The following is a 14,481-nucleotide window of genomic DNA, read 5'->3' as shown; positions in this document are numbered from 1 at the left end:
CCGCCGCCTCAGCTGTGCCAGACGCCGTTCAGCGCGCCGGCGTAATAGCTGTTGTTTGTGCTGCCCTGCGATGTGGTCAGCGGGTTGAAGCCCGCGTGGCCGTTGCTGAAGGTGGTCATCTTGCCCAGCAGGGTGGCGACGTCCGTGGGCGTCAGCAGGACGCCGTCGCTGGCCTTGATGGTGGCGACCTCAGCGCTGGTGCTGCCGAACCAGTTGGTCAGGCGGGCCGTCTGCCCGGCGCCCAGTTGCTCCACCACCAGGTCGTTGCCCGACCGCTGCAGCCAGACCTTGTCATGAGTGACGATCAGGTCCAATTCGCCGGAGGGGCCCACGCCATTGCTGGACAGGGCCAGGGTGGCGCCGGTACTGCGGGCGACGATGGTGTTGCCGGTGCCCGTGAGGTTGAGGGTGTCCCCTGCCCCGCTCAGGGCGATGGTGTTGCCGGCCCCCGTCACCTTCAGGCTGGCCTGGGCGCCGACGGTGATGGTGTTGCCCGCGCCATTGACCGTGGCACTGGCCTTGGCGGCCAGATTGACGGTGTCGCCTGAGGCCGTCACCCCATTGCCCGTGCCGCTGAGCGCCAACGTGTCCCCCGCCACCGTCATGGTGATGGCGTTGTTGGTGCCGCTGACCGTCTCCGTGGCGCCGGCGGGCGCCGAAATCGTCAGGAACGCGGTGGTGCCGGTGATGGTGTTGCCGCCGTCCGTGACCGTCAGCCTGGCGCCGCTGGCCAGGGTCGCGCTGTTGCCGGTGCCGGCCAGGCTGGCGCTGGCGTTGGCGGTCAGGGCCAGGGTGCCGCCGGCGGCGGTGGTCACCTGGTTCCCCGTTCCGCCCAAGGTCAGGGTATCGCCGCCGCCCTGCACCAGGATCACATCGCCGGTGGCGTTGATGGTTTCGACGCTGTTGCTGGCGGTGATGGAGATCGTGGCTCGGCTGGCGGCGCTGCCCAAGACGACGTTGCGGCCACCGGTCAGGGTCACCTGGCCGCCGGTGCCGGTCAGCGACAGGGTCGCGCCGCTGCCGGCGATCAGAGTGTCGTTGTTGCCGGTGGCCAGCAGGATGCCGACGTTGGTCAGCGTGTCGACCTTGCCGCCGCCCACGGCCGAGGCGCGGCCGGCCACCAGATCGATGGTCATGCCGCTGGCGTCATAGCGGATGGTGGCGGCGGCGGAGCCTGTGAGGGTGGCCCCGGTGCCGCCCCCCACCAGGACCGAGGCGCCAGCGGTCGCGGCGACGCTGGCGGCGCCCAAGGCCGTCACGGTGTTGCCGCCCCCCAGGACGGTGGCCTTGGCCCCATCGCTGACGGTCACGGTGTTGTTGGCGCCATTGACCGTCCCGTTGGCGCCCTGGGCAACGGTGACGGTATTGAGGTTGCCCAGGACGATGTCGCCGCTGGCGCCACTGACAGTGACGGTTTGACTATTCCCCGTCAGGGTCTGTCCCCTGGCCGCCAGGATGAAGGTCGCCCCTGCCCCGTTGGCGGCCAGCGTGCCGCTGCCCAGGATGGTGACGGGCGCGCTGTTGGCGGCGGCGGTCAAGGTGGCGCTGCCGCCCCGCAGGAAGTTCAGCGACGTGCCGGCACCGTTCACCGCCAGGTCGGATTGCGTCGTGATGGTGCCGGCGCCGGCATAAATGCGGTTCGTCGCCTTGCCCGTATTGGCGACGGTGATGTTGCTGGCGCCGGCCAGGACGCGGACGATGTTGCCCACCGCCTGGACCACCATGTCACTGCCGCCCACCGACAGGCTGTTGCTGATATTGTTCAGGAACACGGTGTCGGCCGTGCCGGTGATCGTCTGCGCCAGATTGACCCCGGCGAAGCTGATGGTGGAATTGCTGCCCAGGTCGGTGACGGTGTTGCCCGTGCTGGTGAGGTCAAGCCGGCCCGACCCGTTGAGGGTGACCTGATTGCCAGTCCCATTGACCGTCAGGCCGCCCCGGTTCGCGACCGTGAGATAGTTCAGGGAACCGGTGAAGCTGGAGGCGAAGCCGCTGAAGGACACCTGGTCGCCGGCATAGGCGTCGAAGACGGCGTTGTTGTTATTGATCTGGACGATGTTGCCGCCGCCCAGGATGGTGACCACGTCGGCGGTGGCCGATACCGTAATCTGTCCCCGCCCACGACGATGGTGTTGCCCACGAAGCTGTCGACGATGACGTTGCCGCTACCGATGATGGTGGTTTGCCCACTGACCACCGCCTGCTGCAGCGTGATGGTGTTGCCGGAACCGACGATGGTGTCACGGTTCCCCTGTACGATGATCGCGCCGCTGTTCAGCAGCGTTGAATGATTATTCGCCGTGATCGTGGCCATTCGTGCGTTCCCCAACAAACACGCCAAGGCACTATGGCGATGGACGCAAGCGTCTCACACCACGCTTAAGATTATGTCACCGTTTTGCAAACGTTGTCGGCAATAAAAAAGGCCGCGTTGCCGCGGCCTTTTTCCAATGAGCGGGCTAAAGGGCTGGGTTTCTGGCCCAGCGCCGCCCGAATTCTGCGATCACGCGGGGGGACGGCTCAGTGGCCGTGACCGCCGTGGCTGTGGCCGTGGTCGTCATGGCCATGGCCGCCGTGTCCATGATGGCTGCTGGCCTCGGCCGGCTTCACGGCGGCGATGGACAGCGCGGCGAGCAGGCTGAGGCCGAGGAAAGCAGCGATGCCGATGGTGACCATGGGTGTCATCCTTCAATGCGAAAGGCGGTTGAGCCAACAAGGGAAGCCTAGAACAGTTTTCGCGCGATATGCAACCGGCCAGGTGACAATGTCGTGTCATCTATTCAGATGATGGGGGGCCAGCCGGCGAAAACAAGGGCCGGCCGGACAACCGCGCCCCTTTCCAGACCCGCGCCGCGATGCCGCGCCCTCCGCATGAGGCGGAGGGATGCGCCGGCGACTCGGGGGGCCACACCCCAGGCACTAAGAAAGAAGGAGACGCGGCAGTTGACTTTAAAGGAAATCCTTGCCCTTGCGGGCTGAAATTGATATCGAACGCGCGAGCCTTGACCATGTCGTGACCTTCCGCCAAGTCGCGCATGGCTCCAGTGTGGGCAGCGCCGGGCCGTCTTTACTGGTCTTGGAGGCCGCCTCCAGTTACGTTGAGACGGGTTTGGGCGTGGGAATGGCGGCCCCGTCAACCTGGCGCTTTGTCCTTAGGAGGGTTGGCAATCCTGCCAAACTCATCCCCTAAATGACGCACACCATACAGATATAGGTCGCATGCTTTTCTCGGAAATTGGGCTAGGCCCGGAAGTCCTTCGCGCGGTTGAAGACGCGGGCTATAGCCAGCCGACCCCGATTCAGGAAAAGGCGATCCCCTGGGTGTTGCAGGGCCGCGACGTGCTGGGCTGCGCCCAGACCGGCACCGGCAAGACGGCGTCGTTCACCCTGCCCATGATCGACATCCTGGCATCGGGCCGCGCCCGCGCCCGTATGCCCCGCTCGCTCATCCTGGAACCGACGCGCGAGCTGGCGGCGCAGGTGGCCGAGAACTTCGAGGTCTACGGCAAGTACAACAAGCTGAACATGGCGCTGCTGATCGGCGGCGAGTCCTTCGGCGACCAGATCAAGAAGCTGGAGCGCGGCGTCGACGTCCTGATCGCCACCCCTGGCCGCATGATGGATCTGTTCGACCGCGGCAACATCCTGCTGTCGGACATCAAGATCCTGGTGATCGACGAAGCCGACCGCATGCTGGACATGGGCTTCATCCCGGATATCGAGCGGATCGTGGGCCTGCTGCCCAAGATGCGCCAAACGCTGTTCTTCTCGGCTACCATGCCGCCGGAGATCCGGCGCCTGGCCGACGCCTTCCTGATGAACCCGCGTGAGATCACGGTGGCCCCGCCGGCCTCCCCCGCCGCCACCGTCACCCAGGCGGTGGCCATGGTGCGCAATGAGGACAAGCGCGAGGCCCTGCGCCACCTGCTGCGGACGGAGGACGTGAAGAACGCCTTCATCTTCTGCAACCGCAAGCGCGATGTCGCCATCCTGCACCAGTCGCTGACCAAGCACGGCTTCAACGCCGGCGCCCTGCATGGTGACATGGTGCAGTCCAAGCGCACCGAGACGCTGGAGCAGTTCCGTCAGGGCGAGATCTCCTTGCTGTGCTGCAGCGACGTGGCCGCGCGCGGCATCGACATCGCCGGCGTCAGCCATGTGTTCAATTTCGACGTGCCCCACCACGCCGACGATTATGTCCACCGCATCGGCCGCACCGGCCGCGCCGGCAAGACCGGCCGCGCCTTCATGCTGGCCACGCCGGACGATGGCCGCACCCTGGGCGCCATCGAGAAGCTGATCGGCCGCGAAATCCCGCGCATCATGATCGATGGCCTGGAAACCCCGGACATGTCGGAAGGCGAGAGCGAGGGCGGTCGCCGCCGTCGCCCCGCGCGGGGCGCAAGCGCCCGCGGCGAGGCCAAAGGCCCCCGCCGTCGTGGCGGTGCGGACACCCCCCGCGAGGCTCAGGCCGCCATCGAAGCCGCCCCGCAGGCCGAGGAGGTGGCGGAAGCCCGCCGCCCCGACCGCGCGGAACGGCCCGAACGCGCGGAGCGTCCTGAGCGGAACAGCCGTGACCGTGATCGCGGCCGGAACCGTGACACCCGCACCGATACCCCGCGCGATGCCACGCGGACGGAGCCCCGTCCGCCCCGCCAGGATGACCGGGGTGAGCCCCGTCGCCGCTGGCGTGACGAGGATGACGGCCCCAGCGTGGTCGGTTTCGGCGACGATGTGCCCGCCTTCATGCTGCGCGTCGCCCGCCCCGTGGCCCGCGCCACCGCGCCGGAAAACTACGAGGACGCCGACACGCCCGAGGCGTGACGGCCGAAACGCCGGAGGCTTGGAAGCAATCCATGCAGACCATCTTCGTGCAGATCAAGTGCGAGCTGGGCAAGGCCTATGACGTGGCCGATTCGGCGGTGGAGAGCCTGGAAGAGGTGTCCGAGGTCTACTCCATCTCCGGTCAATATGACCTGATGATGAAGTGCTATCTGGCGGACGGGGCCGATATCGGCCATTTCGTCACCCAGCGCCTGCAAACCCTGCCGGGCGTCAAGGACACCTTCACCATCATCACCTTCAAGGCGTTCACCTGATACTCCCGCCGGTCCGCCAGCGGACCGGAATCGCGCGGCGGATGCCGACGATATCGGGAGATGCGCCCGTGGAACGGGCCAGCCGTGTTGACTTGGCCCACGGCATGGGCAAGAAGGTGATCCATGAAGCGGAGCAAGGACATCGGCCACATGGCCTGGAACGGCGGTAGCCCCATCGGCGGGCCCCTGGACGAACCCCTGGGCGACCCGTTGAGGAGTGTGTCCCGTTGAACGCATGCCCCCTGATCGCACGTCCCTCGGCCAAGCGGCGGCACACCGCCATCGCGGGCGCCCTGATGGTCGGCCTCTTGTCGACCACGGCGCTGGCGCAACAGCAGCCGGCAGCGGCCACGCCTGCCCCCTCGGCCACCCCCACGGCCACAGGAACGCAGGCGGCCGCCCAGCCGCCCAAGAAGGACCAGCCCCCCGTCCTGCTGGAGGCTGATCAGGTCGATACGGACAACGAGCTGGGCATCACCACGGCCACCGGCAACGTTCAGCTGTCGCAAGGCGGCCACGTCGTCCTGGCCGACACCATCAGCTACAGCGAGCGGACCAACGTCATCACCGCCAGCGGTCATGTGGTCATGATCCAGCCGGACGGCGAAGTCATGTTCGGCGACTACGCGGAGCTGACGGAGGACCAGAAGCAGGCCTTCGTCGACCAGTCCCGCATGCTGTTGCAGGACAACAGCCGCCTGGCCGGATATCAGGCGGAGCGCATCGACGGCCGCTACACCCGGGTCACCCGCGGCACCTACAGCCCCTGCAAGCTGTGCGAGGACGACCCGACGCAGCCGCCCACCTGGCAAATCCGGGCCAAGCAGGTGACGCACGACAGCACCTCGCACGACATCTACTTCCGCGACGCCACCATCGAGGTGGCGGGCGTTCCCATCACCTACCTGCCCGCCTTCTCCATGCCCGACCCCTCGGTGGACCGGCGCAGCGGCTTCCTGACGCCCACCATCGGCTACAGCAGCAACCTGGGCATGTTCGCGCGGGTGAAGTACTATTACGACATCTCGCCGGACAAGGACCTGCTGTTCGACCTGACGCCCAGCGCCAATGACGGCCTGCTGATCGGCGGCAAGTACCGGGAACGCTTCACCAACGGCTATTTCGAGGTGCAGGGCGCCGCGACCTACGCCGAGAACACCCAAAGCTCGAGCACCGGCACCATCAGCCCCAAGGAGCTGCGGGGCTATGTTCAGGGCATCGGCCGCTTTGACATCGACGACGCCTGGCGTTGGGGCTTCGACCTCAACCGCGTCACGGACGACAACTTCCTGCTGCGTTACAGCTACAGCTCCGAACAGCTGCTGACCAGCCGCCTGTACACCGAGCGCTTCGCCGGCCGCGACTATTTCAACGCTGGCATCTACGGCTTCCAGGACCTGCGCCCGTCCAACACGTTGGAAGAGCCGGTGGCCCTGCCGCTGATCACCTACAGCGCCTTGGGCGAGCCGGGTGAGACGTTGGGCGGCCGCTGGTCCTACGACGCCCAGATCCTGGACCTGTGGCGCGAGCAGGGCACCCGGTCCCGCCGGGCCTCGCAGGTCGCCGGCTGGCAGGGGGACTACACCAACGGCCTGGGCATGGTGACGACGGTGAACGCCCTGCTGCGCACCGACGGCTATTCCATCGCCAATCAGGAGAACAGCGTCACCGGGGACCGCGAAAGCTTCAACCGCTTCCGCATCTTCCCCCAGGGCCAGATCATGACCCGCCTGCCCTTCGTGCGCGAGGATGGCACGGTCTCGGAAATGATCGAGCCCATCGTGGCCTTCACCGCCGCGCCCAACTATCACAACAGCCGCGACCTGCCGAACGAGGACAGCGAGGATATCGAATTCGATTCCACCAACCTGTTCCGTCTCAGCCGCTATCCCGGCGTGGATCTCCTCGATGGCGGCCAGCGCGTCACTTACGGTATCCGCGCCGGCGTGTACGGCAATGGCGGCGGCAGCAGCACGATTTTCTTCGGCCAGAGCTACCGCCTGCAGCACAACACCGACTTCGCGGTCAATTCCGGCCTGTACAGCCGTCAGTCGGACTATGTCGGCCGCCTGGAGCTGACCCCCAGCCCCTGGATGGACATCAGCTACGGCTTCCGCCTGGATCCGACCACCGGCGCCCAGCGCATGCATGACTTCACCGGGTCGTTCGGCCCGTCCGTCTTCCGCGTGTCAGGCAGCTATCTCTACATCAACAAGCTGGAACTGCAGAACGGCACGGTCGCCGACACCACCACCAACCTGCAGGAAGTCAGCGGCGGCATCAGCTCGTCCTTCCTGAAGTACTACACGGTGGCGCTGTCCTCCCGCTACAACCTGGCCGAGGGCGGCGGGCCCGTGTCCACCAGCCTGACCACGACCTATCAGGACGACTGCTACACCTTCTCGCTGATCATGGAACGCGATTATTCCCAGCGCATCGGCATCGCGTCGGGTAACCGCATTTACTTCCGCATGATCTTCAACAAGCTTGGCATGTTCGTCAGCCCGGCCTTCACCGGCACCGCGCACTGACGCATCGGCGTCGGCGGGCATCGGGCCCGTAGTTCCGTATCGCGATCCGGCGGGCTCCCGACAGGGCCCGCCCACCCCGAGGGAGAGAACCGATGCCCGCTTCCCCGCCCAACCGCCGTTCCCTCATCCGGGGCCTGGCCATCGCCGCCCTGGCCCTCGCCGGCATGGCCGCCACCGGCCTGGTCACCGCCCAACGGGGCGCCGCCGCCGCCGCCCTGCCCAGTTCGGCCGCCGGGTCCGCCTATGATTACAAGTTCACCTCCATCGACGGCGAGCCGCTGCCCCTCAGCCAATTCAAGGGCAAGGCCATCCTGGTGGTGAACACCGCCTCGCTCTGCGGCTTCACCCCGCAGTACAAGGGACTGGAGGCGCTCTACACCGCCTACAAGGACAAGGGCCTGGTGGTGCTGGGCGTGCCGGCCAACGACTTCCTGGACCAGGAGCCGGGCAGCAACAAGGAAATCAAACACTTCTGCGAATCCACCTTCGCCATCGACTTCCCCATGACGGAAAAGGAAGTGGTGACCGGCGACAAGGCCCACCCCTTCTACAAATGGGTCAGCGCCGCCAAGGGGGCGCCGAAGTGGAACTTCCACAAGTACCTGATCAGCCCCGAGGGTGCTCTGATCGCCGCCTTCCCCAGCCGGGTGGAGCCGGAATCGCCGGAATTGAAGGCCGCCATCAACGCGGCGCTGCCCCATAACGGCTGATATCCAATCCATTCCGTCAGGGTTGGTGTCGGCGGCGATGGCCGCCGCCGACGGTATAAGGCCGACAGCCGCTTGAGTTTGCGGGGCGGCCCCGCTAGGGTCAGGCCCGGGAGACATCGTTTCCCGGGCTTCCTAATTCCTTGTTCTCCCTGACCTATCTGCTGGGTGTTGGCGCCACCATGAGTTATGGCCTCTATGATTACAGCCGCCGGGCCCGCCGCCGTTTCTGGGGGCGGCTGGGCAAGTTCCTGCTGCTGGCCGGCGTTGTCGGCGTGGCCTGCGCCTTCAGTTACGAGGTGGGCCAGGAACAACTGATCCGGCGGGAGCAGAACCTTCAAACGCAGTTGAACCAGGCGCAGGCCTCCAAAGAGGAGACCGAGCGCAAGGTCGCCCAGTTGCAGGCGGCCCTGCAAACGGCGGAAGTGCGGGTGAGCGAGCTGCAGGTGCGCTATGACCGCGACGTGCCGACCGGTGACCTGGGCCGGCTGAAGGACCTGCTGGCCAAGAAGATGGTGGAGGGCGTGGACGCCGGCCGCCTGGCCCTGATCATCGAGCAGACGGGCACGCCGCGGTCTTGCGGCAAGGCGGAAACCAAGCGCTTCGTGCTGTCGACCTCCTTGTACAAGGGGCCCAACACCTCGGCCGGCTTCGCCGATGGCGCCATCACCGTCTCGGGCGAAGGCGCCACCTCGCGCAGCCCCGACGGGGCGCCGCAATCCTGGTTCGACCCGGCCAAGCCCGTGACCTTGAAGTTCACGGACAAGAACGGCAAGGAAACCCAGACGACGGGCATGCTGCCGCTGCAGCATTCGGTGATCATCGACGACACCGAATACCGCTTCAAGATCAGCCCCGGCTCACGCTCCTTCGTCGACGTCGTCGGCGATCACTGCCCCTTCCCCTGATCCGCCCCTTTACCGTCTCCGGTACTGGGCGCCGACGGCGGACAGGTCGCCGGCATCCAGTTCCAGGTCCAGGTCGACCGGATAGCCGCCGTAGAACTCCGGGTTCACGCCGCGGAGCAGCAGGCGCGCCCGCGGATCGGTCAGGATGGGTCCCGTCGGTTGCACCGTCAGGGCCTGGTAGGCGTAGTCGGCCAATGCCCGGGTAACCAGGGCGACCTTGCCATTGTGGTCCGGGTTCAGGACCACGGGAATCCCGGCCGCGCCGCCGGACATGTCGGTGTAACCGATGTGGCCCGGCCCGTCCGCCTCCAGCCCGCCATAGGTCAGCACCGGCGTCAGGCCGTCAAAGCGCCCCAGCAGGCGTCCGCCCAGGGTGCCCTGCAGGGTGTAGCCCGCCGCCGACCAGCCCGGCAGCACCTGGGCAAGGTCCACCCCGCTGACGGTGGCGCTGAATCCCCCGCCATCGTCGGGGGCCAGGTGGACATGGCCACCGGCCCAGGCCAAATCGCCGCCCTGCAGTTGCATCCGGCCATCGGCCAATTGAAACTCCACCCCGACATCGCCCATCGCCAGCGCGGCGCCGATCGCCTTGGCCTTGAGGCGCTGCGCCGGCGGGCTATGCAGCGGGAACAGGCCGTCCAGGGTCACATGGCCTTCAAGGCCATCGATGAACAGACGCGGCCCGGCCAGGCTGACCCCGTCGGCCCGCAGCTCGCCCGAGCCGGTCAGGCGCCCCTGATCCCAGGACAGCCGGGCGCCGCCGGCAACCGTGCCCTGCCCACTCATGGGTGCCGCCAGGCCGGCGCCCGGCAGCAACTGGGTCAGATCCGGCACGGCCGACAGGACCAGCGGTTCCAGCACCGCCGCCGCCTCCCCCCGCTGATCCGCCGCCGTCCAGTGGCCGCTCAGCCCCAGGACCAGCGGCGTGCCCAGCCCCCGGGCCTGGCCGGCCAGCGACAGCGTGCCGCCGGGATCGCCCGACAGCGTGACCGCCAGCGCCAGGGGCGGCAGCACGGTCCCCTGCACGCGGCCCCCCTCCAGGGTGACCTGCCAGGGACTGCCCCGATGGGTGCGATCAAAGCCGGCGGACAGGTGCGCGCCGTCCAGATGGGCGTCGAGCAACACCGGCGCCGCCAGCGATGCGGCCGTGGCCTCCAGGGTGTTCAGGCCACCGGAGTCCCAGTCGGCGACGGCGCGCAGGTCCGTGGTGCCGCCGGCGACCAGGGGGCGCTGGCCGGCCCCAGCCGTCCCACCACCGCGCCCTGCATGTCGGCATGGCCGCGCCGCTCCTTGCCCAGCCCACCCCGCCATGTCACCGCCAGATGGCCATCAGCGCCAGGGTCCCAGCCCAGGCTGACGGGCGTACCCTGTCCGTCCCGCAAGCGCCCGCCGGCCTGCGCCGGGCCGGTCAGGGCCAGCGTCCAGGCCCCGTCCCCCTGGGGGGTCGCGGTCGCGGTGAGGCTCAGGAAGGATGCCATCAGGGGCAGTTGCGGCGCCGTCACCCCCTCCGCCGACAGGGCCAGGGCCAGCGTGCGCCCCTCGCCGTTTCCAGTCTCGGCGGTTCCGGTCAGCGTCAGCCGCCCCTCACCGCCCCAGCTTCCAGCCCCCCGGGCCTTGAGCACCAGGCCCCACGGGGCGGCGGGCAAGCCCCCGGGGCGTGAATCCCCCACCCACGGGCGGGTGCCGTCCAGCGCCAGATGGGCGTCAGGCGTGTCGACGGTGGCGCTGATCGTCCAGCGGGCGCTGTCGCCCCACCCCACCACCTGGCCCGTCAGGTGGCCAGCCAGCGGGCCGGGCCAGTCGCGAACCCGCAGGCCCTTCACCGTCAGGTCGGCCTTGGTCGTCGTGTTGGCAGAGGTCGCCAAGGTGCCGGATAATTGCGGTCCGGCCCCCGGCGCCGGGTCCACCGTCAGCGCGGGTCCATTCTGCGTCTTGGACAGGCGCAGGGTCAGGGCGAACGCCGGCCATCCGTCCCCCGGTTCCAGCACCGCCTGACCTTGCCAGCCGGCCGGGGCGCTCTCCCCTCCTTGCCGATCCAGGGTGGCGTTCAGCGCCAGCGGCACGGACCAATCGCCATGAACCACCTGGGCCGCGCCGATTTCGACATGGTCGATGGGCATGTCCATCAGCCGGCCCAGAGCTTGGCCATCGACCAGTCCGGCATCCACGCTGACACCCGTCAGGGCCAAGCGCGCGGGCGTACCCCAGGGTAGCAGGCCCGTGAAGGTCACCAGCGCGGTGTCCGCCTCCAGCCCGGGTTGCAGGCGCACGCCCGCCTCCAGCCAACCCCAGCCGGCATGCCGCACCGTGACCTGCGCCTGGGGAAAGCCGACCTCGACCAAGGCCGCCGCCAACCGCCGCTCCGCCGTTGCCGGCAAAAACAGCCGACCGGCCAGAATGGCCCCGCCGATGACGACGCCGATCAGCGGCAGCGCCCACAGCCACCGCTTGCGCCAAGGCGGCAGCCGGCCGCCCAGCGATGGCGGCCACCGCAAGCCCGGCGACGTGCGTCTCGGCGGCTTGGAAGCCCGGACGTCGGGCGGCCGCATCCCGGCCGGCGGCCGTAAAGGTGGCATGGACATGAGGGCGTACCGATCCCTTCCCGGCCCCGGTGGTCCCCCGGAGCCCTGGTGGAGAGTGGCAAGACAGGCGACGGACGGCAAGCCGGGGCGCAGCCCCCTGCACCCGGCATGAACCGACCGTCGCGCGGTGCCGAACCACCCCCTATGCAAGGCCCTTGCCGCCGCTCCGCCGTTTCAAGCCGCCACGGGAGAAAAGGTGCCTTGGGACGGGGCTTGTCGCAGGCAGGGGGCGGCTCCGCCACAAGGGCGGTTCAAATAAGCGAGCGGGGGCGCTATGGTCCGGCGACCGGCAAAGCCGGATACGGACGCGCCCACCACAAAAACGAGCTTCCCAAAATGGATCTTGAGAACACCCTGTATCTCGACCTGCCGGCCGGCCGCGTCGTCATCGCGCTCCGCCCCGACCTGGCCCCCAACCACGTCGCCCGCATCAAGGAACTGGCCCGCGACGGCTTCTACGACGGCCTGAGCTTTCACCGCGTCATCGAGGGCTTCATGGCCCAGGGCGGCTGCCCCACCGGCGATGGCACCGGCGGTTCCGGCAAGAAGCTGAAGGCGGAATTCTCGGCCGAGCCGCATGTGCGCGGCGTCTGCTCCATGGCCCGCGCCATGAACCCGGACAGCGCCGACAGCCAGTTCTTCATCTGCTTCGACGACGCCACCTTCCTGGACCGCCAGTACACCGTCTGGGGCAAGGTCACCGAGGGCATGGAATTCGTCGACGCCCTGAAGAAGGGCAGCCGCACTAACAACGGCAGCGTCACCGCCCCCGACCGGATCGTGAAGATGCAGGTCGCGGCCGACGCCGCCTGACCCCAACGGTCCGCATCCCGGTTCAAGGTTCGACCGCCCGCCCCCCTTAGGGGGCGGGCGGTCTGCTTTTGGGGACGGGGTAAAATCGGCCGCCCGGGACGGTCGAGGAAGGCAAGGTTCGGCAGAAACTGCCGCACCACCCCCTCCCTGCCGGTCCTGCCTACCCGCCATCCAGTCAAGCCATTGATTTTCCTACATCTCGAATGTTGGCACACCCCCTGCATATGGGGAGGCGACTAACAAGCGGCCGGCATCGACCGGAAGCAGCGTTCGAGGCGAAAATGGAAAACCCGATTTACGTGGCGCTGTCCCGACAGGAAGCGCTGTCCCGGCAGCTGGATGTGGTGGCGAACAACATCGCCAACATGAACACGACGGGATACAAGCAGCAGCGCATGCTGTTCCAGGAGTACCTGGAAAAGCCGGCCCGCGGCGAACGGGTTTCTTTCGTCCAGGACTACGGCCTGATGCGCGACACCCGCGCCGGCGCCCTGCAGGTGACCAACAACACCCTGGACCTGGCGCTGAAGGGCGAAGGCTACTTCACGCTGGAGACGCTGTCCGGCCCCCGCTACACCCGCGCCGGCAATTTCCAGCTGAACGACCGCCGCGAACTGGTGGACCAGAACGGCCTGCCCGTGCTGGACACCAACGACAACCGCATCACCATCCCGGATGGCGCCACCGACATCAAAATCCAGGGCGACGGCACCGTCATGGCCGACCGCGCCCAGTTGGCCAAGCTGAAGATCGTCAGCTTTGACGATCAGCAGCAGATGCAGACCCTGGGCGGCGGCCTGATGACCACCACCCAGACGCCGCGCCCCTCGGCCAACCCGCAGGTGACGCAGGGGGCCATCGAAGCCTCCAACGTCCAGCCCATCGTCGAATCCACCATGATGATCGACGTGCTGCGCCAGTACCAGATCGCCCAGAAGCTGGTGGAAGAGGAACATGATCGCATCCGCAACGCGATCACCCACCTGGCCAAAGCCCAATAACGCACCCGTGCCGTCGAAGAATTAGGAGACACAGATCATGCGCAGCCTCTCCATCGCCGCCACGGGCATGCAGGCCCAGCAGACCAACGTCGAAGTCATCTCGAACAACATCGCGAACATGACGACGACCGGGTTCAAGCGCCAGCGCGCCGAGTTCCAGGACCTGCTCTACCAGAACATGCGCCGCGTCGGCTCCAACTCGTCCGACGCCGGCACCATCGTCCCCACCGGCATCCAGATCGGCGCCGGCGTGAAGACGGCCGCCGTCTACCGCATCAACGAGCAGGGCAACATCAACACCACCGGCAACAGCCTGGACCTGGCCATCAACGGCAACGGCTTCTTCCAGGTGACGCTGCCCAATGGCCAGATCGCCTACACCCGCGCCGGTTCCTTCCAGCTGAACGCCAACAGCCAGGTCGTCACCTCTGACGGCTATCTGCTGAACCCCGGACTGACCATCCCGCAGAACGCGGTGGACATCACCGTCGACGCCTCGGGCCAGGTGCAGGCCAAGATCGACGGCCAGGTGAACCCGGCCATCGTCGGCCAGTTGACCCTGGCCAACTTCCCCAACGCGGCGGGCCTGGAGGCCATCGGCGACAACCTGCTGCTGGAAACCCCGGCATCGGGACAGCCCGCCACCGCCGTGCCCGGCTCCACCGGCTTCGGCCGCATCACCCAGAACGCGCTGGAAACCTCGAACGTCAACGTCGTGACCGAGATCACCAACCTGATCCAGGCCCAGCGCGCCTACGAGATGAACTCGCGCGTCGTCACCACGACGGACCAGATGCTGCAGTCCATCACCAACATGAAGTGATGACGGCGGATAGCGGA

The 14,481-nt window shown here is 67.6% G+C and carries 12 protein-coding genes; 8 read left to right on the top strand and 4 right to left on the bottom strand.

The window, feature by feature from the left end:
* Positions 1-8 precede the first annotated feature (8 nt).
* Both ULB03_RS11645 and ULB03_RS11640 read right to left on the bottom strand, forming a co-directional pair.
* Positions 9-2,084 (bottom strand): beta strand repeat-containing protein, encoded by a 2,076-nt coding sequence (locus ULB03_RS11645; protein WP_322483272.1) that lies wholly within the window; start codon positions 2,082-2,084, stop codon positions 9-11.
* Between the two features lie 436 nt (positions 2,085-2,520).
* Positions 2,521-2,676 carry a hypothetical protein gene (locus ULB03_RS11640; RefSeq protein ID WP_322483271.1) on the bottom strand — a complete coding sequence of 52 codons (156 nt, stop codon included), beginning with the start codon at positions 2,674-2,676 and terminating at the stop codon, positions 2,521-2,523.
* Between the two features lie 543 nt (positions 2,677-3,219).
* On the opposite strand from ULB03_RS11640, the gene ULB03_RS11635 reads away from it, so the two are divergent.
* From ULB03_RS11635 to ULB03_RS11615, 5 genes are all read left to right on the top strand, one after another.
* Positions 3,220-4,824, top strand: a complete 1,605-nt coding sequence (locus tag ULB03_RS11635; protein WP_322483270.1) for a DEAD/DEAH box helicase — start codon at positions 3,220-3,222, stop codon at positions 4,822-4,824.
* Positions 4,825-4,856: 32 nt separating this feature from the next.
* Complete coding sequence (locus ULB03_RS11630) at positions 4,857-5,099, top strand: Lrp/AsnC ligand binding domain-containing protein (protein WP_322483269.1); 243 nt, start codon at positions 4,857-4,859, stop codon at positions 5,097-5,099.
* A gap of 227 nt (positions 5,100-5,326) precedes the next feature.
* The gene (locus tag ULB03_RS11625) at positions 5,327-7,630 is read left to right on the top strand and encodes an LPS-assembly protein LptD (protein WP_322483268.1); all 2,304 of its coding nucleotides are present in this window, start codon (positions 5,327-5,329) and stop codon (positions 7,628-7,630) included.
* A gap of 92 nt (positions 7,631-7,722) precedes the next feature.
* Positions 7,723-8,340 carry a glutathione peroxidase gene (locus tag ULB03_RS11620; protein WP_322483267.1) on the top strand — a complete coding sequence of 206 codons (618 nt, stop codon included), beginning with the start codon at positions 7,723-7,725 and terminating at the stop codon, positions 8,338-8,340.
* Between the two features lie 140 nt (positions 8,341-8,480).
* Positions 8,481-9,245 carry a hypothetical protein gene (locus tag ULB03_RS11615; RefSeq protein ID WP_145730094.1) on the top strand — a complete coding sequence of 255 codons (765 nt, stop codon included), beginning with the start codon at positions 8,481-8,483 and terminating at the stop codon, positions 9,243-9,245.
* 9 nt (positions 9,246-9,254) lie between these two features.
* Here the strand turns inward: ULB03_RS11615 and ULB03_RS11610 are convergent, their stop codons facing one another.
* Positions 9,255-10,367: an intermembrane phospholipid transport protein YdbH family protein gene (locus tag ULB03_RS11610; protein WP_322483266.1), complete on the bottom strand. Its 1,113-nt coding sequence runs from the start codon at positions 10,365-10,367 to the stop codon at positions 9,255-9,257.
* Positions 10,368-10,408: 41 nt separating this feature from the next.
* Complete coding sequence (locus tag ULB03_RS11605; RefSeq protein WP_322483265.1) at positions 10,409-11,740, bottom strand: hypothetical protein; 1,332 nt, start codon at positions 11,738-11,740, stop codon at positions 10,409-10,411.
* Between the two features lie 423 nt (positions 11,741-12,163).
* Between ULB03_RS11605 and ULB03_RS11600 the strand changes: the two genes are divergently transcribed.
* The 3 genes from ULB03_RS11600 (at position 12,164) to flgG (ending at position 14,464) form a co-directional block, all read left to right on the top strand.
* Positions 12,164-12,640 (top strand): peptidylprolyl isomerase, encoded by a 477-nt coding sequence (locus ULB03_RS11600; protein WP_322483264.1) that lies wholly within the window; start codon positions 12,164-12,166, stop codon positions 12,638-12,640.
* Between the two features lie 281 nt (positions 12,641-12,921).
* A complete protein-coding gene (flgF, locus tag ULB03_RS11595; protein WP_322483263.1) occupies positions 12,922-13,641 on the top strand; it encodes a flagellar basal-body rod protein FlgF in 720 nt (239 codons plus the stop codon).
* A gap of 37 nt (positions 13,642-13,678) precedes the next feature.
* Positions 13,679-14,464, top strand: coding sequence for a flagellar basal-body rod protein FlgG (gene flgG / locus ULB03_RS11590; protein WP_322483262.1), 786 nt, complete (start codon positions 13,679-13,681; stop codon positions 14,462-14,464).
* The last annotated feature ends 17 nt before the right edge of the window (positions 14,465-14,481 follow it).

This window comes from Nitrospirillum goiasense (assembly GCF_034427435.1).
Lineage (GTDB): Bacteria > Pseudomonadota > Alphaproteobacteria > Azospirillales > Azospirillaceae > Nitrospirillum.
The sequence above is the reverse complement of the archived record's forward strand: the minus strand, read 5'-3'. Positions and strand labels throughout refer to the sequence as shown.